This is a genomic window from Sulfitobacter aestuarii (assembly GCF_042685005.1).
In the GTDB taxonomy this organism is placed as follows: Bacteria; Pseudomonadota; Alphaproteobacteria; order Rhodobacterales; family Rhodobacteraceae; genus Sulfitobacter; species Sulfitobacter aestuarii.
Genome location: NZ_JBHUMP010000008.1, coordinates 128,146 through 147,386, shown reverse-complemented (window position 1 = coordinate 147,386; position 19,241 = coordinate 128,146). Strand labels below are relative to the sequence as shown.

The window sequence follows — 19,241 nt, the reverse complement described above, 5'->3', positions numbered from 1 at the left end:
ATGCGCGCGCCTGTCACGGTTTGCCCGGTGCCCCGCCAGCCTGCAGCCTGCGGTTTTACCAATAGTGGCCATATCACGCCCCGATTGCAGGGCAGCCATGACCGCGAGGCGCCCGGCCCCCGGACATCAGAGAATACTGCGCTCCGCGCTGTCAGAGGGGATTGTCGCACGCTTCGAAACGCTGCATCACAGCCGCGAAACATATACGCGATCCCGCCATATAATCGCCATGCGCAGATGGCAGGATCGACGCAAAGTTCACAAATCCGAAAGGTCTCGACCAATGACGCGGCAAGCAATTGAAATGGTGAAATTCTGTCTCGTGGCTGCGCTGATGGCGCTGCCGACGCTTGGTCATGCAGCCGATATCCTGACGGTAAACGCCCATGGCGCGGCCGAATCGTTCAGCATGGAAGAGCTGCAGGAAATGCCGCAGACTACCGTCGTGACCAAGAACGACTATGTCGAAACCACCACGACCTTTGTCGGCCCGAAACTGCGCGATGTGCTCGCCGGTCAGGATATCGGGCCGGAAAGCGAGTTGATCATGACGGCGCTCAACGATTTCACCGTGCGGGCCCCGGCGTCGGATGCCTATGAACATGACGTGATCCTGGCGCTGTCGATGGACGGCAAACCGATGTCGATCCGCGACAAGGGGCCGATCTGGGTGATTTATCCGATGGATGACGAGCCCAAGCTGCGCGACGACATCTATAACGGGCGTCTGGTCTGGCAACTCAAAAGCATCGCGGTTGAATGAGCACAGGGGGTAACTTCGTCAGGGCGACGCTGTTCGGGCTGTTTATCGGCTCGATCCTGCTCGGCGGCGGCATGGTGTGGAAACTCGGCGACCAGGTCCGCCAGATCCGCATTGCCGAACGAAGCGACCCCCATTGGATTGCCTCGCAGCTGCAGTTCGAGATCCTGCGCTTCAATGCCGAGCTCAACGAATACGTGCTCGGGCTGAAGACACGGGAGGATGTCGCGCTCAGGTTCGACATTGCCTGGAGCCGGATCAACGTCATGCAGGCCGGCAAGTTCACCGAGATCGTCGAAAGCTATGACATCGACAATTCGGCGGTCCATGACCTCGAAGCCATCTTTGTCGATCTCGAACCGGTGATCCTCGCCCTGCCGGGACCGGATTCCACGAAAGCCGCGCGCCGTGAGATCACCGAGGACATCCTGTTCCGGATCAACGCATTGGATCCGCAGTTCCGCCAGCTGTCCCTGGCGCTGGCACAAGCCAAATCGCGCTTCATGAGCGCCTATCGCCAGACGCTTCTCTCCCTGTCCCGCGGCATCGCCTATCTCGGCATCGCGATCCTCGGCATCGCCGCCATTTTCGCCGCGCTGCTGATGCTCGACCTCAAGGCCAGCAAGCGCACGTCGCGGCAGATGCGCCAGCTCGCCAAGGAGGCTCAGGCCGCCGCGAAACAGAAGGACAATTTCATGAGCGTGGTGAGCCACGAGCTGCGCACGCCGCTGACCTCGATCCTCGGCGGTCTCGCGCTGCTGCGGATGAAACACGGCAAGACGATGCCCGAGGACGCCGGGCGTCTGGTCGATATCGCCCATCGCAACGGCGAGCGGCTGATGGCGCTGGTCAACGACATCCTCGATGCGCAATCGCTGAGCGAGGGCAAGGTATCGCTCGAGCGCAAGGAGGTCGATCTCAACGAGATCATCGCCGACACGGTGCAGAGCTGCCAGAATTACGCGCGCCAGTTCGATGTCAGCCTGGCGATCTCACCGCTGCCCGATCGGCTGCCCATCCGCGCCGATGCGCGGAGGATTTCCCAGGTAATCAGCAACTTCCTCTCCAATGCCGCGAAATTCACCTCGCCGGGGGATATCGTGCGGGTGCGGGCCTATCGTGTCGATCGCAGCGTGCGGGTCGAGGTCATCGATCATGGCCGCGGCATTCCGCCCGAGGAACATGCCAACCTCTTCACCCGCTTCCACCAGGTTAATCCCGGCACCACCGGACCGACCAAGAGCAGCGGCCTCGGCCTCAGCATCTGCAAACAGCTGATCGAGCTGCACGAGGGCCGCATCGGGTTCGATTCCAGGGAGGGCAAGGGCTCGATCTTCTGGTTCGAGCTGGCGCTGCTGCCCGACGCGCCGCGCCCTGTCGGCAGCGGCACCACGACGCGCGACCCGGTCACCGCCTGAGAACGGCGACGTTTCGGGGCAACGCGCGCGCCGGTCAGCCTATTTCGCCACGACCATCTCCGGCTGACGCTCTGCGGAGGGCGCTGGCGCGGTGGCCAGCCTGTCGCACAGCGCGAAATCCGCGGCATAAAACCGCCGGATCGCCGCCCGCGTCTCGTCGCTCATCTCGATCTCGAACTTAATGCTTTCGTTGCGATCGATCCGGAAATCGGCACGCGTCGTGCCTGTCACCCGGTCGATCCAATCGAACACCGGCTGCATCCCCTGCTCGAACCGGAACAATGCCGCGCCTTGCCGGATGAAATCGGCCTGCGGGCGCACGTGATTGTCGCAGACATGCGGATCGCGTTGATATTCCGCGAAAATATGCGTGACCCATGCGTCGAACGTGCCGTGAAACTCCGCACCCCAGTCCAGCTCCACCGTCAGCGCCGCGCCGCTGTCCAGAGCCTTCGGCACTGCGCCGGAATCATGGCGCCGGGTCACGCGGTAGCGGTATTCGCTGAGCAGACGCTGCATTGGATCGCGGATCACCGCGAAAGTCGCATCGGCGAAACCGTCCGGCAGGAGGATCTCGCTGGTCTCGGCATGGACATGCTGCGGGGTGGTGCGCGCCCATTGCAGGCGTTCGCGGCTGTAAAGCGCCACCTGCCCCTTGGCGCGCAGATAGCTCGAAATGCCGGAACCGCCAGTTTTGGGAATATGGATGAAATGCAGGATTTTGCCGTTTATCCGGGCCAGCGGCATGGGACGGTTCCTCGTTACAACGAAAGCGTTGCCCATTGCTTAGGCGCGAATGCGGCGCCGCGTCAATTTCTTCCGATGCAAATAATTCCCGGCCCGGCTCGCCGATGCATCCCGCAGCGTTGCGACATCGCCGCCCCGGTCGGCGCCTCTTTGTCATGATTTGCGAAAAATAAGTGGAGCTTCGCGCGCCGATCGGCCAGACAGCAGGACGGAGCGACAGGCTCGATGAGGAGGAGAAGCCAATGAAGTTTTTCAAGACCACCGCCGCGCTGCTGGCCCTTAGCGCGCTGAGCGCCACCGCCGCCGGCGCCGAGACGCGCATCACCTACAAATCGGCCAAGACCGGCTCGTCCTATTACCAGATGGGCGTGGAACTGGCCGAGGCGATGAAGACAGGCACCGACGGCGAGGTGATCGTCACCGTCGAGGAAAGCCAGGGCTCGGTGCAGAATGTCATGGAAGTGCGCGCCCGGGGCGGCGATTACGTCTTCACCACGCCGCCGGCACTTGTCGGTCTCGCGCAGGGCGGCAAGGCGATGTTCGAGGGCAAGGGCGATGCGCAATTCGACGAGATCCGCGCGCTGTTCCCGATCCCCTCGCTGACCATGCATTTCGTGATGTCCCAAAGCAGCGGTGCCAGCGATCTTGCCGGAATGGAGGGCAAGACCATCCTGCTCGGCAATGGCTCCTTCGGCGCCACCGAAGGCGAGAAATATCTGGAGCTGTTCGGGCTCACCGACAAGGTTGAGATCGCCGATGCGGAGCTGTCCAATGCGGTCGCCGCGCTGAAGAACGGGCAGATCGACGGTTTCGTCACCGCCGGTTCCTGGCCCGCCCCGAACGTGATCGAGGCCGCCGCCTCGACCCCGGTCACCATCCTGTCGCTGAGCGAGGACCAGATCGCGCAGAGCAACCGCACCGCGCTGACAATTCCCGCCGGGACCTATGCCGGTCAGGAGGCCGACATTACCACGACTTCGTTGCCGGTCGTCGCCTATGCCACCACGCAGATGGATGACGACACCGCCTATGCGCTGACCAAGACCTTCTGGGAGAGCAAGGCAAAGCTCGGCGACACTTCGCCGTGGTGGAATGGTGTCGATGAAGCGCTGATGGCCAATATCGACGGCAAGATCCACCCCGGTGCCGTGCGCTATTACGAGGAAGCCGGGATCGCGCTCGACGCCGCACAGCAATAGACCGCGCCCGACCCCGACAATCCGAGGCGCGGCCCGGTCGATTGACCCCGGGCCGCGCCTCCCGCCCATTCCCCCACCACCGGACGAAAGATATTGCCATGGACATGCTGCCCAAGGGTCGAGTTGCGGCTGCCTTCTGGCTCCTCCTGGCGGCAGGGCTGGTGTTCTATCACCTGGCGCTGATCTTTTCCGGCCTGGTGCCCAACCTTGTCAGCCGTCCGCTGCACATGGCCTTCATCCTGCCCTTCGCGCTGGTCTTTGCCGCGCGTCCGGGATGGCAGCGCGGCTCGGGACTCCTGCTGGCGCTGCTCGGTGTCGGCGCAGCGCTCTGGGTGGCGTGGCGCAGTGACACGTTGATCGATCAATACGGGTTCCTTGAAAACGACCTTCAGACTGCCGTTGCGATCATATTGCTACTGGTCACGCTCGAGACCGCGCGCCGCGCCATCGGCTGGCCGCTGCCGCTGGTGGCCGCGGCGGCGCTGCTCTACGGATTGCTCGGCCAACATATTCCCGGCCAGTTCGGCCATTCCGGCACGCCGCTGCCGAGCTTCCTCGGCACGCTGACCATTGCCGAAGGCGGGATCTGGGGGTCGCTCACCGGGGTGTCGGTCAGCGTCGTGTCGATCTTCGTGATCTTCGGCGCCGTGCTGAACGCGGGCGAGGCCGGACAGGGTTTCATGAATGTCGCCGCCGCGGCGGCCGGTCGGCTCAATGGCGGAGCGGCCAAGGTGTCGGTGATTTCCTCTGCCCTGTTCGGTTCGATCTCCGGCTCGGCCTCGGCCAATGTCGCCTCCACCGGCGCGATCACCCTGCCCGCGATGACACGGCTCGGCTATCCCAAACGCCTCGCCGCGGCGGTGGAGGCGGTGGCCTCCTCGGGGGGGCAGATCATGCCGCCGTTGATGGGGGCCGGGGCCTTCGTCATGGTCGAGCTGACCGGCGTGCCCTATACCGCGATCATGGCCGCGGCGATCCTGCCCGCGCTGCTCTATTTCTTCGCGGTCTGGGTCGGGATCAACGCCTATGCGCGGCGCTTCGAACTCAGAGGCGTCGATGCTGCCGATCACCCGGCGCTGCGCGATGTGATCGTCACCTCGCTGTTCTTTCTGGTGCCCTTCTCAGTGCTGCTCTGGAGCATGTTCGGCGCCGGGTTCACGCCGGAATATTCCGCCGCGCTGGCGATCCTCGCCGGCACGTTGCTGCTCTTCGTCAACGGCCGGTTCGAGATCGACCGCCGTTTGATCGCCGAAAGGCTGGTGCGCGCGCTGTTGACCGCCGCCAAGCAGGTCTCGCTGATCGCCGCGATCATCCTCTGTGCCTCGATCATCATCGGCGTGCTGTCGATCACCGGGCTCGGGGTCAAGATCACCTCGCTGATCCTCGAAGGCTCCGGCGGACTGCTCTGGCCCTCGTTGCTGCTGACCGCGCTGGCCTGTCTGGTGCTCGGCATGGAAGTCCCGACCACCGCCGCCTATGTGATCTGTGTCTCGGTGGCCGGACCGGCGCTGACACAGCTCGGGCTGGCGCCGCTGCAAGCGCATCTCTTCGTCTTCTGGTTCGCGCTGTTGTCGACCATCACGCCGCCGGTCTGCGGTGCGGTGTTCATCGCCGCCGGGATGATCGGGGAGAACTGGCTCAAGGTGGCGCTGACCGCCATGGCGCTCGGGGTCGGGCTCTATCTCATTCCGCTCGGGATGATCGCCAACCCGGACCTGTTGCGGCTCTCCGAGAGCCCGGGCGCGGCGCTGCTGGCGCTGGCGCGGCTGGCTCTGGGGCTGGTGCTGATCTCCAACGGGTTGATCGGGGCGCGGGGGAAGCTGGCGACCCTGCTGCTCTGCGCCGCAGGGCTGGCGGTGATCTTTTCCGGGCTCTATTTCTGAGCCCAGTCCCTGCCGGGGCCGGTGCTCAGCGCGTCTCGCCCTTGCCGCCAAGATCGCCGATGTCGAGCACCGGCGCCGCTGCCGTGTCACTGCCGCCGAGCATCACCGCCACCCGTTCGAGCACCGAGACGAACATCGCCTGTTCCCATTCCTCCATCGCCTCGAACTGCGCCACGTAGCGCTGCTGCAGCGGATCGGGGGCGGTATCGACCGCGTGGCGCCCGGCGTCGGTGATGATGATGTCAATCGCGCGGCGGTCCGACAGCGAGGGGCGGCGCTCGACCATCGCCTTTTTCGACAGCCGGTCGATCACCGAGCTCATCGTCGCCTGCGTAACCCCCATGCGCGTGCAGATCTCCTTTGACGTGGCATGGCCCGTCTCGGTCAAAATCTGCAACACCCGCACCTGCACCGCCGTGAGCCCGGCGGCCTTGGCCAGCTCACGGCCATAGAGTTCGGTCGAGCGCAGGATTCGGCGCAGCGCGATCAGGCTCTTGTCGGTACGATCCATGGGCGGGTCCATCTGATGCCCGGGCCTGGCGCAAGCCTCGGGTTTGCTGTTGAAATTTACTCATAGCATCGCCGCCGCGCCCTTCCAATCCGGCAAATTTCCGCCGCCGCAAATCATTCGCTTTGCAAGGCAATGCGTTGCTTTGACGCGATGTCGGAAAATTAACACAATTTTTATGGTTGATTGCGAGGCTCTCGAATTATACTTAGCAATACGAATAAAAAAACGATGCGTACCATCGGGAACGACCAGAGAGGGTAGACCACGTGCCGAAAGACATGACCGAAACCAGGATCAAGCTGCGCAAACCGAGCAACCAGGATGGCTCCGCCGTCTGGGAGCTGGTGCGCAGCTGCAAGCCACTCGACGAGAATTCGATGTATTGCAACCTGGTCCAATGCGACCACTTCGCCGATACCTGCGTTCTGGCCGAGATGAACGGCGCGCCCGTCGGCTGGATCTCTGCCTATGTCCGGCCCGACGATCCCGAAACGCTCTTCGTCTGGCAGGTCGCGGTGTCGCCTCTGGCACGCGGCTGCGGCCTTGGCCGCCGCATGCTCGGTCAGCTTATTGCCCGCGACGCCTGCGCCGATGTGAACCAGATCCAGACGACCATCACCAAGGACAATGACGCGTCCTGGGGCCTGTTCAGCAGCTTTGCCGAACGCCAGGGCGCCGAAATCGACAGCGAGGCCTATTACAAGTCGGAAGAGCATTTCGACGGTACGGCCAAGACCGAACATCTGGTCACCATCCCGCTGGCAGAGCCGCTCAGCGCCGCCGCCTGATCACCGACCAGATCCAGCCCACATGCATGCCCCGGCGAAGGGGCCATCTTTTCATCCATTGGAGGAACTCCCATGTCGACTGCTCAGACAGCCGATCGTACCATCTTTGAACGCCGCGAGAGCGAAGTCCGCTCCTATTGCCGGTCGTTCGACACCGTTTTCACAAGCGCCAGCGGCAGCACCCTGACCGATACAGAGGGTCGCGAATATACCGACTTCCTCGCCGGTTGCTCGTCGCTCAACTACGGCCACAACGACCCTGACATGAAATCCGCGCTGGTCGATCACATCACCGGCGACGGGCTGACTCACGGTCTCGACATGTATACCGACACCAAGGCCGACTTCCTGCGCGCCTTTGACGAGATCATCCTCAAGCCGCGTGGCATGGACCACAAGGTGATGATGGTCGGCCCGACCGGCACCAATGCCGTCGAGGCGGCGATCAAGCTGGCGCGCAAGACCACCGGGCGCAAGAATGTCATCGCCTTCACCAACGGCTTTCACGGCATGACGCTGGGCGCGCTGGCGCTGACCGGCAATGCCGGGAAACGGGGCGGCGCCGGGGGCGTCAGCCTCAACGACACGACCCACCTGCCCTATGAAGGGTCGTTGGGCGATGTCGACACATTGGAACTGGCCCGCGAGATGCTGCGCAACGGCTCCAGCGGCATTGACGCGCCGGCGGCCTTCATCGTCGAGCCGGTTCAGGGCGAAGGCGGGCTCAACGCCGCTAGCAAGGAATGGCTGCAGGGCATCGCCGCGCTTGCCAAGGAGCTGGGCGCGCTCTTGATCATCGACGACATCCAGGCCGGTATCGGGCGCACCGGCTCGTTCTTCTCGACCGAGGATTTCGGCTTCGAGCCGGACATGATCACGCTGGCCAAATCCTTCTCCGGCATGGGCCTGCCCTTCGCCGCGCTGCTGCTCAAGCCCGAGCTCGACATCTGGAAACCGGCCGAGCACAACGGCACTTTCCGCGGCAACACCCATGCCTTCGTCACCGCCCGGGTGGCGCTCGAGAAATTCTGGAAGGATGACAGCTTCGCCAAGGAAGTCGCTGAAAAATCTGACCTTCTCGAAAAGCGCCTGACCGAGATCGCGCGTCACATCCCCGGCGCCTACGTCAAGGGCCGCGGCATGATGCGCGGCATCGACGTAGGCTCGGGCGAACTGGCGGCGCATATCTGCGCCGACGCCTTCGACAAGGGCCTGATCATCGAGACCTCGGGCGCCGAGGATGAGGTGGTCAAGGTGCTGGCGCCGCTGACCACGCCCTTGGCCCAGTTCAAGGCCGGGCTCGACACGCTGGAGGACGCCGTGAGCGCCTCGCTTTCCCTCAAAATTGCTGCGGAGTAACCGATATGATCGTCAGAGATTTCAACGAGCTGAAGAACACTGATCGCAAGGTCGCGGATGCGCAATGGACTTCCGTGCGCATGCTGCTTGCCGATGACAAGATGGGTTTTTCGTTCCACATCACCACGCTCGAGGCCGGTTCGGAACATACGTTCCACTACAAGAACCACTTCGAAAGCGTCTATTGCATCTCCGGCAAGGGCACGATCACCGATCTCGCGAGCGGTGAAACCCACGAGATCCGCCCCGGCGTGATGTATGCGCTCAACCTGCATGACAAGCACACTTTGCGCGCCGAGGAAGAGCTGGTCATGGCCTGCTGCTTCAACCCGCCGGTGACCGGCAGCGAAGTGCACCAGGAAGATGGAAGCTATGCCAAAGCTGATGCCTGATCAGACCCAGCAAGCCGCTAACGCGCCCCGCCATACCGTCGAGAAGATCGGCGGCACCTCGATGTCGCGCCTGCCTGAGCTGCTCGACACGTTGTTCATCGGCTCCCGCAAGGGGCCGGAGCGCTACCAGCGGATCTTCGTGGTCTCGGCCTTTGCCGGGATCACCGACCTGCTGCTGGAGCACAAGAAATCCGGCAAGCCCGGCGTTTTCGGCCTGTTTTCCAGCGCCGATGACGATCATGGCTGGCTCGCCGCGCTGAGCAGCGTCGCCGAGGCGATGTGTGCCGCCCATGCGTCGGTGCTCGATCACCCCGGCGACCGCTCGCTGGCCGATGATTTCGTGCGCGACCGGATCGAGGGCGCGCGCTCCTGCCTGATCGACCTGCAACGGGTCTGTTCCTACGGACATTTCCGGCTCGACCACCACATGAACGTGATCCGCGAATTGCTCTCCGGGCTGGGCGAGGCGCATTCTGCCTATGTCACCTCACTGTTGCTCAGCCGCAACGGGTTGTCGGCGCGGTTCGTCGATCTGTCGGGCTGGCGCGATGACGGAGAATACAGCCTCGCCGAGCGCATCGACGCGGGGCTCAGCGGTGTCGATCTGGCCAGCGAATTGCCCATCGTCACCGGCTATGCGCAATGCAGCGAAGGGCTGATGCAGGAGTACGACCGGGGCTATTCGGAAGTGACCTTCAGCCGCATCGCCGCCCAGACCGCAGCACGCGAGGCGATCATCCACAAGGAATTCCACCTTTCCTCCGCCGATCCGAAACTCGTCGGCGCGGACAAGGTGCGCAAGGTGGGTCACACCAATTACGACGTCGCCGACCAGCTCTCCAACATGGGGATGGAGGCGATCCACCCCAAGGCGGGCAAGACCCTGCGTCAGGCCAATGTGCCGCTGCGCGTGACCAACGCCTTTGAGCCCGATGACTTGGGCACGCTGATCGAGGATTTCGCCTCCCGCCATGCGACGCCCGAAGTGATCACCGGGCTCGATGTCTATTCGCTCGAATTGTTCGAACAGGACATGGTCGGCACCAAGGGCTATGATTCCACGATCCTCGACACGCTGACCCGGCACGGGCTGCGGATCGTCTCGAAGGTCTCGAATGCCAACACGATCGTGCATTACGTCGATGCGCCGCTCTCGGCGATCCGCAAGGTCGAGAGTGATCTGCACAAGATCTATCCGCAGGCCAAGATCACCGTGCGCTCGCTGGCCATCGTCTCGGTGATCGGTCAGAACATGGAGAATCTCCGGGTGCTATCGCGCGGGTTGAACCTTTTGCACGAGGCCGGGCTCGAACCTTTGGCCACGACCCAGACCACCCGCAGCGTCGATGTGCAATTCGCCATGGCGCGCGAGGATCTGCAACCGGCGATCATCGCACTGCATCGCCTGATCGAGGAAGACAGCGAGGCGCGCAGCGCGGCTGACGCGCCGCGCCGGGCCGCCTGAAGCGCGCGATCCGGAATGTGACGAAAGGCCGGGGCGGATCACGCCCCGGCCTCTCGCGTCAAGGCTTCAGCCTTCCCGCTCCCGTGCCCGGGTCATCTGAGCTGCCGCCGCCGCGCTGGCAAACGGGTTCACATAAAGCCTGTCATGGCTCTCCACCCCGACATCGAAGACGCAATCTTCTCTCGGTCGCGCCACGCAGAGCAGTACATAGCCCTCCCCCGCCTGACGCTTGTTGAGCGCCGTCCCCTTCGGCTGGCGTACCGAGCCCGAGATCATCTTCGCCGCGCAGGTGATGCAGCCGCCATAGCGACAGCCGATCGGCAGCACATGCCCTGCCGCCTCGACCACGTCGATGATCGCCTCGTCCTCGCCGACCTCGAAGCTCAGACCGCGGTTTCGGAACGTGACCCTGTGCCTGCGCATCCCGCCGCGCTCAGATCCAGATGTCCGAGGAACAATCACCGCCCGGATAACGCGTCTCATGCGCCCGCGCCGGGCCCTGCGGCTCCGCGCCGAAATCGACGAGGAAATCCTCACGGATCTTCATGCCGCCATTCTCGGGATCGCAATCCACCATCAGCATCACCCCGCCCTTCTCCTTCATCGACGGATAGAACTGGTTGTCCCAGGTCGAGAACAGCGAAGTCGTTACATAGAGCCGCTTGCCGTCGAGCGACAGCTGGATCATCTGCGGCGCTCCCTCGACCGCCCTGCCGTTGACCTCATGGGCCTTGCCGAGCATGCCGCCGATCCAGACCTGCCCGGTCAGCTTCGGATTCGACGGGTCGGTGATGTCATATTGGCGCAGGTCGCCGTGCAGCCAGTTCGAGAAATAGAGATACCTGTCATCCATAGACACCAGGATATCGGTGATCAGGCTCGGCATCGGCACCGGGAAACCTTCGACATCGATAGGTTCGACATCGATCACCTTCTCGATCTCCACCTTGCCGTTGTCCTTGTGGTAATGGAAGATATTGGACGCCAGCGCCGCCCCGACAAACCCGTGGGTGCTGTCCGGATCATGATGGAACCGCGCCTCCAGCGGAATCATCCCCTCGGCGCCAAGATCGATGCTCTGTTCGACCTTGCGGTTCTTGAAATCCCAGAAATGCACATGCTGCCCGTATTTGCCGCGCGCGACATCCTCGAGGTCAAACCCCGGCATGAAGGTATTGGGCGCGCCCCATTCGGTCGAGATCATCATGTTGTGGCGCGGCTGATACCAGAAATCGTAATTGTATTTCATCGCACCGAGATCCTCCTCCCAGCGCCCGAGAATGTTGAAATCCTTGTCCAGATGCAAAAACCCGCCCGGCCCGTTGCCCTCGGCATCGCCCAGCATCGAGACGATGATATCCGCGCCGAGGCAATGCACCGTGTGCGGGGCCGACAGGTTGGTCTTGGCCTTGATCTCATCGCCGTCGATCGTCTTGTGCAGGGTCGGCGCGCGCGGATCGCTGGCCGTGTCGACGATATAGAAATTGGTGGTGCGCACGCCGGGGATGATCAGGTATTTACGCTCCATGCTGCCATCGTCATTGCAGGAGGAACAGGCGTTCCAGCCCATGTGATGCAGCTCGTCCCCGACAATCGGCATCTCGGTGCGGTGGATCACCTGACTGTAGGTCGGGCTGTCCTCGTCAACGTCGATGGTGGCAAGGTAATCGGGCTTCTCGACTCCGGTCCCGGTATAGATGCAGATCGTATAGACAACCTTCTCGCGCGGCGCCTTGATCGCCTCCTGCGGCGAAGCATAGCCGGGCCCCGGACAACATCCGTTGGTTTGCTCTGACATGATATTCCTCCCTCCGTGCTGACGTTACTCCTGTTTCTCTGGCCTGCTCTTTCTCAGGATAGATCAGCAGACCGTCTCTCCGCAAGATTCCCGGTCCCCGGTCCGCCCGCCTGCAGAACCGGCTTGGCACATGGCGGCTTCCGACGTATCGTTCCGACAGCGCTGCACAATCGACGATCTGTTAACGGGTTTGGAGGCTTGAGTGACAAGACGCGTGATCGGCATCGGAGGGCAGAAATGCGCATCGTCCTGGCTCCATGCGATCGCGGGCTCCCATCCCCAGATCGCGGTTTCCGAGCCCAAGGAAGTGGATTTCTTCAGCTATTATTTCGACCGCGGCTATCGATGGTATGAGGGGCATTTCCCCGCCGCCCCCGGCCGCATGGCGCTGTTCGAAAGCTCGCCCTCCTACCTGATCGACCCGCGCGCCGCGGAGCGCGCCGCGCGTTTCGATCCGCAGATGAAGATCCTCGCCCTGCTGCGTGACCCGATCGCGCGCGCCTTCTCCAACCACATGCACGAGATCGTCAAGGGCCATATCGCCCCCTGCACCTTCGAGGAAGGGCTGCGCAACAACCCCTGCTATCTCGACCAGGGGCTCTATGCGCGTCACCTGCGCCCCTGGTTCGACGCCTTTCCCGCCGCGAGCATCAAGGTGCTCTTCGCCGAAGAGATCGGCGCCGACCCGGCGGGCACCGCGGTCGAGGTCTTCGACTTCATCGGTGTCGATCCCGGTTTCCGCAGCGCCATCCTGAGCGAGCGGCGCAACGAAAGCGACCGGCCGCGCCATGCCCTGCTGCGCAAGTCCCTGCGCGGCGGCGGCGACTGGCTGCGCCGACAGGGCATGGAACCGGCGCTGGCGCGGATCAAGTCCCAGAAGCTCGTGGCCCGGCTGCTCGCGGCCAACAGCATCTCCATCAAGTCGGAAATCCCGCCCATGCGGCCGGAGACGCGCGACATGCTGATCGAGCATTTCGCCGCCGACGTGGCCGCGCTGGCCGACCTGCTGCAGGTGACGCCGCCCTGGGAGGCCTGGAAAACCACCGTTGTGGCCCGCGACCGGCCAAAGCCCGAAGCAAGCCGACCCGGGAAGGAATCGGCCGATGTTTGATCTGATCGTCAGTGGCGGCACCTTGCCCGACGGAACGCAGCGCGATATCGGCATCCGCGGCGACAGGATCACCGCCGTCGACGCGCTCGACGGCGCCGAGGCCGGGGAGATCATCGACGCCACGGGCGATCTGGTCAGCCCGCCCTTCGTCGATCCGCATTTCCACATGGACGCGACGCTCTCCTACGGCCTGCCGCGGATCAACGCCTCGGGCACGCTGCTCGAGGGGATCGGCCTCTGGGGCGAGCTGAAACAGGTGATGCGGCACGAGGACGTGGTGGCACGGGCGCTGCAATATTGCGACTGGGCGGCCAGCATGGGGCTCCTGGCGATCCGCAGCCATGTCGATACCTGCGATCCCCGCCTGCTCGGCGTCAAGGCACTGCTGGACGTGCGCGAACAGGTGCGCGACTATATCGACCTGCAGCTCGTCGCCTTCCCGCAGGACGGCTTCTACCGCGACCCGAAGGCGCGCGAGAACACGCTGCGCGCGCTCGACATGGGCGTCGACGTGATCGGCGGCATCCCGCATTTCGAACGCACCATGGCCGCCGGTGCCGCGTCGGTCACCGAGCTCTGCGAAATCGCCGCCGCCCGTGGTCTGCCGGTCGATCTGCATTGCGACGAGACGGACGATCCGCTGTCACGCCATATCGAGACCCTCGCCCATGAGACGCAGCGTCTCGGCCTGCAGGGACGGGTCGCGGCCTCACATCTCACCTCGATGCATTCGATGGACAATTACTATGTCACCAAGCTGCTGCCACTGATCGCCGAGGCCGGGATCGGGGTGATCCCCAATCCGCTGATCAACATCATGCTGCAGGGCCGCGCCGACAGCTATCCCAAACGCCGCGGCTTGACCCGGGTGAAGGAAATGCTGGCCGCGGGCATCACGGTCGGCTGGGGGCAGGATTGCGTGCTCGACCCCTGGTATTCCCTCGGCACCGCCGACATGCTCGATGTCGCCTTCATGGGGCTGCACGTGGCGCAGATGAGCAGCCCCGACGAGATGCGCAAATGTTTCGAGATGATCACCACCGACAATGCGAGCATTCTCGGACTGCGTGACTACGGGCTGAAACCGGGTGCGAAGGCGTCTCTGGTGGTGCTTGACGCCGCCGACCCCATCGAGGCACTGCGCCTGCGTGCCACGCGGCTCTGCGTCATCGCAAAGGGCAAGGTGATCAGCCGCCTGCCGCGCGCCGAGGCGGCGCTTCACCTGCCCGGCCGCCCGGACAGAATGCGCCGCCGCCACCGGCTCGCCACCGGCTGACCCAGCCCCGGCTTCTTCTGACCCGAAATACCTCGGGGGTCCGGGGGCCGGCCCCCGGCCCTGCCGCTCAGTGCAACCGCCGCGGATCGCCGCTCCGATCCGCCGCCACGCGCGATGCTTTCCCCCGTCCGAGCTGCAGGAACAGCGGCCCAAGGCTCAACGCCCGCTCCACCAGTTCGAAGGCCGCCCCGCCGGAGACCAGTATCGCGGCAAAGAGCATCGCCTCCTCGCGGTCCTGCGCGGCAGCCGCGCCGATCATCTGGGCGAAGGCGTTCTCGTCACCGCCAATGCAGCTGCAACTGCAGCCGTGACGCATCATCGGCCGTCGGGCGCCCTGCAGGATCAGCCGCATCAGCGCGTCGAAAGCCTCCTGCGCCTCTTCGCCCCCGGTCCGCCCGAGCAGCGCGGCGATGTCTTCAGCCAGCGCCGCCCGGGCCGCGCCGCCGTCGCACCAGGCGCGGAGGCTCAGGATCGCGGCGCGTTCGAGGCCGGGCAGTTCCTGCAGCTGCCCGACCGGCGCGGCCCCGCGCGACATCGTCTGGCCCGGCTGCGCTTCGGGGAAGGAAAAGCGCATCTTCATTTGGTCAGGATCAGCTTGCCCGCGCGGGTGATGCGCAGGGTGTAGATCTGCCCGTCAAGCTCGATATGCGCCTGATCCCCGCCCCCGGTCAGGTCACGGGCGCGATAGGTCGGCAGTTCCGTCGCCCGGGACGCGGTATTCTGCGGGATCGCCTTGGCCATGCTCATGCCAGACGCCGCGCGTGATCGAGCAGCCGCGCGAGTTCCGCCGTGCAATTCGTGTCGGCGTCGCGCGACACTTCCAGCAATTCGAGCCAGCGCAGCGGCGCCGCCCGTTCGCGGGGCGCGGTCCGGCGGATCGATGCCGCAGTTTTCGCCATGTCACTCGGCATCATGTCACTTGGCATCAGGTCACTCGCTAAATCGCTCGCCTCGGCCATCGGGCACCTCCATCATTGAGCGTGATCCGGGCTTCCTTGACGGTGGCTGGGACGATTGGCGTCATTCCTGACTGAATCTCTAGGGTATGTCAAGAATAGTAATAGAGTGATTTACTCTGGTATAAGGTCGCGGGTTTCCCCGGCCCGCGGACCGGCGCCGATATCGGCCGGGGCGATCGACACGGCCTTGATCACCGCATGGGCGCTGCCGCCCTGTGCGAGTCCCAGCGCCGCGGCCGAGCGGCGGGTGATCCGCGCCAGCAGCCGACCGGCGGGCGTGTCGAGCGCGACGATGGCGCCCGGTCCGTCACCGGGGCGCAGTTCGGCGATGGTCCCGGGCAGGATGTTGAGCGCCGAAAGCCCCTCGGGACGGTCGCGCGACAGGATCACGTCATGGGCCGCGACGCGCAGCCGCATCTCGCTGCCCGGCGCCTGTGCCAGCCGCGGCAGGAACAGCGGCACCCCGCCCGCCGCAAGCTCGGTCAGCCCGTCCGCATGGTGTCGCAATACCCGCGCGGTCAGCACCGCCCCGGCCTCGCGCGCCCCGGCAGGCAGCACCGACGGATCGCTCAGCACCTCCGCCGCGCTGCCCTGCCGCACGATCCGGCCCGCCTCCAGCGCCACGACGCTGGTCGCCAGCCGCGCCACTTCCGAAGCGGAATGGCTGACATAGAGGATCGGCACCGAGACCTCGTCCCGCAGCCGTTCGAAATAGGGCAGGATCCCGGATTTGCGCGCCTCGTCCAGCGCCGCCAGCGGTTCGTCGGCGAGGATCAGCTGCGGCGCCGAGAGCAGCGCCCGCCCGATCGCCACACGCTGTTTCTCGCCCCCCGACAGGGCACCGGGGCGGCGGTCGAGCAGATGGCCGATGCCGAGCAGCTCGACCACCCGGCCGCTCTCCTCGCGCGCCGCGCCGCGCGGCGCGAACCAGGCGCCGTAGCGCAGGTTCTGGCGCACCGTGAGATGCGGGAACAGCCGTCCCTCCTGAAAGATATAGCCGAGCCGTCGGCGATGCGGCGGCAGGCAGACACCGTTGCGCGTATCGAGCAACACGCGCCCTCCCGAGGTGATCTTTCCGGCATCGGGGCGCAGCAGCCCGGCGGCGATATTGACGACGGTCGACTTGCCCGACCCCGAGCGCCCAAACAGGATGGTGATCCCCGCGGGCGCCTCGAAACGCGCATCGAGCGTGAAGTCGGCGAAGTCATGGCGCAGCGCGACCTCGAGCATCACTTGCCCCCCACACGCGCCGCCACGCGGCGGCCGATCAGTTCGGACAGCAGCAATGCCGCCATCGCCACCACGACCGAGACCAGCACCAGCCGCAGCGCCGCATCCTCGCCGCCGGGCACCTGCAGGAAGGCATGGATCGCCGAGGCGATGGTGCGGGTCTGGCCGGGGATGTTGGAGACGAAGGTGATGGTGGCGCCGAATTCTCCCATGGCCTTGGCGAAGGCGAGGATCGCCCCGGCGATGATCCCCGGCAGCGCCATCGGCAGGGTGATGGTGAGGAACACCCAGGGCGGCGAGGCGCCGAGCGTGGCGCTGGCCTGTTCAAGCTTCGGGTCCACCGCCTCGATCGACAGGCGGATGGCGCGCACCATCAGCGGAAAGGCCATGACCCCCGCCGCCAGCGCCGCCCCGGTCCAGCGGAAAGCCAGCACGATGCCGAAATCCTCCAACACCCCGCCGATCGGCCCGCGCGTCCCGAAGCCGAGCAGCAGCAGGTAGCCGGTCGCCACCGGCGGCAGGATCAGCGGCAGATGCACGATGCCGTTCAAGAGCTGCTTGCCCGGAAACTGCCAGCGCGCCAGCGCATAGGCGGTGAGGATCCCCAGCGGCAGGCTCAGCAGCGTCGCCCAGAGCGACACCTGCAGCGACAGCGCCACGGCGCGCCATTCCTCGGGGCCGAGCCACGCCACCGCGCCTACCGTGTCGCCATGGTGAAGCCCTGGGCCTCGAAGGCCGCGCGGGCCTGCGGGCCCCTGAGATAATCGAGAAAGGCGCGGGTCTCGGGCGTGTCGCGCCGTGCCAGCGCGGCGGCGGGGTAGACGATCGGCGGATGGTTCCCGGCAGGGAACCGGCCGATCACGCTGACCTCGGGCGCCGCCCGCGCATCGGTGGCATAGACGATCCCCAAGGGCGCCTCGCCGGTCGCCACCAGCGCCAGCGCCGCGCGCACATTGTCGGTCTGCGCCACCCGGTCCGCGATGTCATCCCAAAGGCCGAGCCGTTCCAGCGCCGCCTTGCCATAGATCCCGGCGGGCACCGCATCGACCAGCGCCATCGCGAGCCGCCCGCCGTTCAGCAATTCGCCGAGATCGAGCGTCGCATCCAGCGCCACCCGGCGCGCCGTGCCGCCACGGGCGATCAGCACGATCTCGTTGCCAAGCAGGTCGAAGCGCGTCCGCTCGGCGATCAGCCCCTCTGCCGCGAGCCGATCCATCCAGTCGCTGTTGGCGGAGATGAAGACATCGGCCGGGGCGCCGTGTTCGATCTGGCGCGCCAGCATCGAGGATCCGGCGAGAGAAACCACCAGATCATGCCCCTGCTGCGCCTCGAACCCCGCTTCGATCTCTTCCAGCGCCGTCGCGAGACTGGCCGCGGCAAAGACCGTGATCTGCCCGGCGGCGAGCGGCGCGGCGAGGCTCAGCGCGCCGATCATGGCTCCGCCAAAAAGCATTGCCCGGCACAGAAAATGTCGCATCGACATGCTGTTCCCAATTCGTGATATGTATCGCAAAACATATCGCAACTACGCTGCGACCGTTCAAGCGTTATTTCCCTTGCGGCATATCCGCCAGCAGGGCCCGGATCGCGCCGATCCGCGCTGCCCCGGCCTCGCCGGTGATCTCCTCGAGCTTGCGATAATGGGTCAGCACCGCCTCGCCCGTCTCGGTCAGATGCGCCCCGCCCCCCCGGGCACCGCCGCGCGCCGAGGCCACGAGGGGTTCGCGAAACGCCGTATTCATGGTCTCCACCAGCGACCAGGCGCGTTTGTAGCTCATCGCCATCGACCGGCCCGCAGCGGCGATGGAGCCGGTGTCGCGGATCCTTTCGAGCAGGTCCGCCTTGCCGGGGCCGAGCATGATCTCCGGCCCGAAATGCACCCGGATGCGGAGTCTCGGGCAGGTGGCGGAAGTGTCGTCTGGCGCGCTCATGACGGCAATTCACCTCATCGCGTTGGGTAAGGCAAGCCATAACGCAGAACCACGCCCGCCCCCGAGCCGCCGGCCCGCGCCCGCCGCGACCCGCCGGGATGGATTCGATCCGCCTCGTCGGACGGACAAGACTGGCGCAAAGAACCGCCAGAACGTCGCCTCTGACCCATGAATTTTACCTGTGGGAGAAAATATTTCCTCAGCGTCGAAGGCTCAACCGCAACACGCAGCCTTTCCCTCTATTCGGGTGCTATCGCAAGGGCTTACCGTAGCGGCAGCAGCCCGGCATCCGAGGCCGGAACGCTGCCGGAAGGTCAGAGCCTGTACCCTTTGAGCATGCCATGCAGGGGGGTGCCATTGAAGATAATGTCCAATTCTCCTAAGACCTCGCAAGATTCATAATAATTGTCGCGT

21 protein-coding genes are annotated in these 19,241 nt (G+C 64.9%); 10 read left to right on the top strand and 11 right to left on the bottom strand.

Annotated elements, in window-relative coordinates; genetic code table 11:
• Positions 1-283 precede the first annotated feature (283 nt).
• Both ACFSUD_RS11150 and ACFSUD_RS11145 read left to right on the top strand, forming a co-directional pair.
• Positions 284-763, top strand: coding sequence for a molybdopterin-dependent oxidoreductase (locus ACFSUD_RS11150; RefSeq protein ID WP_386374392.1), 480 nt, complete (start codon positions 284-286; stop codon positions 761-763).
• Entirely contained in the window at positions 760-2,178 is a 1,419-nt protein-coding gene (locus tag ACFSUD_RS11145; protein ID WP_386374390.1) for a sensor histidine kinase, read from the top strand. Before ACFSUD_RS11150 ends, ACFSUD_RS11145 begins: the two co-directional genes overlap by 4 nt.
• A 39-nt stretch (positions 2,179-2,217) precedes the next feature.
• Here ACFSUD_RS11145 and ACFSUD_RS11140 read toward each other — a convergent pair whose 3' ends face one another.
• On the bottom strand, positions 2,218-2,925 hold the full coding sequence (locus ACFSUD_RS11140; protein WP_386374388.1) for a sulfotransferase family 2 domain-containing protein: 708 nt from the start codon (positions 2,923-2,925) through the stop codon (positions 2,218-2,220).
• A 242-nt stretch (positions 2,926-3,167) separates the two neighbouring features.
• Here ACFSUD_RS11140 and ACFSUD_RS11135 point away from each other — a divergent pair, with 242 nt between their 5' ends.
• Positions 3,168-4,124: a TAXI family TRAP transporter solute-binding subunit gene (locus ACFSUD_RS11135; RefSeq protein ID WP_386374386.1), complete on the top strand. Its 957-nt coding sequence runs from the start codon at positions 3,168-3,170 to the stop codon at positions 4,122-4,124.
• A gap of 98 nt (positions 4,125-4,222) precedes the next feature.
• On the top strand, positions 4,223-6,007 hold the full coding sequence (locus ACFSUD_RS11130) for a TRAP transporter permease (RefSeq protein WP_386374384.1): 1,785 nt from the start codon (positions 4,223-4,225) through the stop codon (positions 6,005-6,007).
• Positions 6,008-6,032: 25 nt separating this feature from the next.
• Here ACFSUD_RS11130 and ACFSUD_RS11125 read toward each other — a convergent pair whose 3' ends face one another.
• On the bottom strand, positions 6,033-6,518 hold the full coding sequence (locus ACFSUD_RS11125) for a MarR family winged helix-turn-helix transcriptional regulator (protein WP_386374382.1): 486 nt from the start codon (positions 6,516-6,518) through the stop codon (positions 6,033-6,035).
• A gap of 278 nt (positions 6,519-6,796) precedes the next feature.
• On the opposite strand from ACFSUD_RS11125, the gene ectA reads away from it, so the two are divergent.
• The 4 genes from ectA to ACFSUD_RS11105 all read left to right on the top strand — a co-directional run bounded on the left by ectA (position 6,797) and on the right by ACFSUD_RS11105 (position 10,522).
• Positions 6,797-7,306, top strand: coding sequence for a diaminobutyrate acetyltransferase (gene ectA / locus ACFSUD_RS11120; protein ID WP_386374380.1), 510 nt, complete (start codon positions 6,797-6,799; stop codon positions 7,304-7,306).
• A 72-nt stretch (positions 7,307-7,378) separates the two neighbouring features.
• Positions 7,379-8,665, top strand: coding sequence for a diaminobutyrate--2-oxoglutarate transaminase (gene ectB, locus ACFSUD_RS11115; RefSeq protein ID WP_386374378.1), 1,287 nt, complete (start codon positions 7,379-7,381; stop codon positions 8,663-8,665).
• Between the two features lie 5 nt (positions 8,666-8,670).
• A complete protein-coding gene (locus ACFSUD_RS11110; RefSeq protein ID WP_386374376.1) occupies positions 8,671-9,057 on the top strand; it encodes an ectoine synthase in 387 nt (128 codons plus the stop codon).
• Positions 9,038-10,522 (top strand): aspartate kinase, encoded by a 1,485-nt coding sequence (locus tag ACFSUD_RS11105; RefSeq protein ID WP_386374374.1) that lies wholly within the window; start codon positions 9,038-9,040, stop codon positions 10,520-10,522. Before ACFSUD_RS11110 ends, ACFSUD_RS11105 begins: the two co-directional genes overlap by 20 nt.
• Before the next feature lie 66 nt (positions 10,523-10,588).
• Here the strand turns inward: ACFSUD_RS11105 and ACFSUD_RS11100 are convergent, their stop codons facing one another.
• Both ACFSUD_RS11100 and ACFSUD_RS11095 read right to left on the bottom strand, forming a co-directional pair.
• On the bottom strand, positions 10,589-10,945 hold the full coding sequence (locus ACFSUD_RS11100) for a 2Fe-2S iron-sulfur cluster-binding protein (RefSeq protein WP_386374372.1): 357 nt from the start codon (positions 10,943-10,945) through the stop codon (positions 10,589-10,591).
• A gap of 10 nt (positions 10,946-10,955) precedes the next feature.
• Positions 10,956-12,320, bottom strand: coding sequence for a selenium-binding family protein (locus ACFSUD_RS11095; protein WP_386374371.1), 1,365 nt, complete (start codon positions 12,318-12,320; stop codon positions 10,956-10,958).
• 202 nt (positions 12,321-12,522) lie between these two features.
• Between ACFSUD_RS11095 and ACFSUD_RS11090 the strand changes: the two genes are divergently transcribed.
• Complete coding sequence (locus tag ACFSUD_RS11090; protein ID WP_386374369.1) at positions 12,523-13,431, top strand: sulfotransferase family protein; 909 nt, start codon at positions 12,523-12,525, stop codon at positions 13,429-13,431.
• Positions 13,424-14,707, top strand: coding sequence for an amidohydrolase family protein (locus ACFSUD_RS11085; RefSeq protein ID WP_386374367.1), 1,284 nt, complete (start codon positions 13,424-13,426; stop codon positions 14,705-14,707). The genes ACFSUD_RS11090 and ACFSUD_RS11085 overlap by 8 nt, the downstream gene beginning before the upstream one ends.
• A gap of 67 nt (positions 14,708-14,774) precedes the next feature.
• Here the strand turns inward: ACFSUD_RS11085 and ACFSUD_RS11080 are convergent, their stop codons facing one another.
• From ACFSUD_RS11080 to ACFSUD_RS11050, 7 genes are all read right to left on the bottom strand, one after another.
• Positions 14,775-15,287 carry a hypothetical protein gene (locus ACFSUD_RS11080; protein ID WP_386374365.1) on the bottom strand — a complete coding sequence of 171 codons (513 nt, stop codon included), beginning with the start codon at positions 15,285-15,287 and terminating at the stop codon, positions 14,775-14,777.
• A complete protein-coding gene (gene hemP / locus ACFSUD_RS11075; protein ID WP_386374421.1) occupies positions 15,284-15,448 on the bottom strand; it encodes a hemin uptake protein HemP in 165 nt (54 codons plus the stop codon). The genes ACFSUD_RS11080 and hemP overlap by 4 nt, the downstream gene beginning before the upstream one ends.
• 2 nt (positions 15,449-15,450) lie before the next feature.
• Positions 15,451-15,666 (bottom strand): hypothetical protein, encoded by a 216-nt coding sequence (locus ACFSUD_RS11070; protein ID WP_386374363.1) that lies wholly within the window; start codon positions 15,664-15,666, stop codon positions 15,451-15,453.
• 111 nt (positions 15,667-15,777) lie between these two features.
• Positions 15,778-16,896, bottom strand: coding sequence for a molybdenum ABC transporter ATP-binding protein (modC, locus tag ACFSUD_RS11065; RefSeq protein ID WP_386374361.1), 1,119 nt, complete (start codon positions 16,894-16,896; stop codon positions 15,778-15,780).
• Positions 16,896-17,588, bottom strand: a complete 693-nt coding sequence (modB, locus tag ACFSUD_RS11060; protein WP_386374359.1) for a molybdate ABC transporter permease subunit — start codon at positions 17,586-17,588, stop codon at positions 16,896-16,898. The genes modC and modB overlap by 1 nt, the downstream gene beginning before the upstream one ends.
• A 5-nt stretch (positions 17,589-17,593) precedes the next feature.
• A complete protein-coding gene (gene modA, locus ACFSUD_RS11055) occupies positions 17,594-18,373 on the bottom strand; it encodes a molybdate ABC transporter substrate-binding protein (protein ID WP_386374357.1) in 780 nt (259 codons plus the stop codon).
• A gap of 70 nt (positions 18,374-18,443) precedes the next feature.
• Complete coding sequence (locus tag ACFSUD_RS11050; RefSeq protein ID WP_386374355.1) at positions 18,444-18,827, bottom strand: winged helix-turn-helix domain-containing protein; 384 nt, start codon at positions 18,825-18,827, stop codon at positions 18,444-18,446.
• Positions 18,828-19,241 lie beyond the last annotated feature (414 nt).

Excerpts from the sequence above, each read along its gene's own strand:
- modA (WP_386374357.1), bottom strand. The coding sequence starts at position 18,373 with ATGCGACATTTTCTGTGCCGGGCAATGCTTTTTGGCGGAGCCATGATC.
- ectB (WP_386374378.1), top strand. The coding sequence starts at position 7,379 with ATGTCGACTGCTCAGACAGCCGATCGTACCATCTTTGAACGCCGCGAG.
- hemP (WP_386374421.1), bottom strand. The coding sequence starts at position 15,448 with ATGGCCAAGGCGATCCCGCAGAATACCGCGTCCCGGGCGACGGAACTG.
- ACFSUD_RS11125 (WP_386374382.1), bottom strand. The coding sequence starts at position 6,518 with ATGGATCGTACCGACAAGAGCCTGATCGCGCTGCGCCGAATCCTGCGC.
- ACFSUD_RS11085 (WP_386374367.1), top strand. The coding sequence starts at position 13,424 with ATGTTTGATCTGATCGTCAGTGGCGGCACCTTGCCCGACGGAACGCAG.
- ACFSUD_RS11140 (WP_386374388.1), bottom strand. The coding sequence starts at position 2,925 with ATGCCGCTGGCCCGGATAAACGGCAAAATCCTGCATTTCATCCATATT.
- modC (WP_386374361.1), bottom strand. The coding sequence starts at position 16,896 with ATGCTCGAGGTCGCGCTGCGCCATGACTTCGCCGACTTCACGCTCGAT.
- ACFSUD_RS11130 (WP_386374384.1), top strand. The coding sequence starts at position 4,223 with ATGGACATGCTGCCCAAGGGTCGAGTTGCGGCTGCCTTCTGGCTCCTC.
- ACFSUD_RS11080 (WP_386374365.1), bottom strand. The coding sequence starts at position 15,287 with ATGAAGATGCGCTTTTCCTTCCCCGAAGCGCAGCCGGGCCAGACGATG.
- ACFSUD_RS11095 (WP_386374371.1), bottom strand. The coding sequence starts at position 12,320 with ATGTCAGAGCAAACCAACGGATGTTGTCCGGGGCCCGGCTATGCTTCG.
- ACFSUD_RS11050 (WP_386374355.1), bottom strand. The coding sequence starts at position 18,827 with ATGAGCGCGCCAGACGACACTTCCGCCACCTGCCCGAGACTCCGCATC.
- ACFSUD_RS11150 (WP_386374392.1), top strand. The coding sequence starts at position 284 with ATGACGCGGCAAGCAATTGAAATGGTGAAATTCTGTCTCGTGGCTGCG.
- ACFSUD_RS11070 (WP_386374363.1), bottom strand. The coding sequence starts at position 15,666 with ATGGCCGAGGCGAGCGATTTAGCGAGTGACCTGATGCCAAGTGACATG.
- ACFSUD_RS11100 (WP_386374372.1), bottom strand. The coding sequence starts at position 10,945 with ATGCGCAGGCACAGGGTCACGTTCCGAAACCGCGGTCTGAGCTTCGAG.
- ACFSUD_RS11105 (WP_386374374.1), top strand. The coding sequence starts at position 9,038 with ATGCCAAAGCTGATGCCTGATCAGACCCAGCAAGCCGCTAACGCGCCC.
- ACFSUD_RS11110 (WP_386374376.1), top strand. The coding sequence starts at position 8,671 with ATGATCGTCAGAGATTTCAACGAGCTGAAGAACACTGATCGCAAGGTC.
- ACFSUD_RS11135 (WP_386374386.1), top strand. The coding sequence starts at position 3,168 with ATGAAGTTTTTCAAGACCACCGCCGCGCTGCTGGCCCTTAGCGCGCTG.
- ACFSUD_RS11145 (WP_386374390.1), top strand. The coding sequence starts at position 760 with ATGAGCACAGGGGGTAACTTCGTCAGGGCGACGCTGTTCGGGCTGTTT.
- ectA (WP_386374380.1), top strand. The coding sequence starts at position 6,797 with ATGACCGAAACCAGGATCAAGCTGCGCAAACCGAGCAACCAGGATGGC.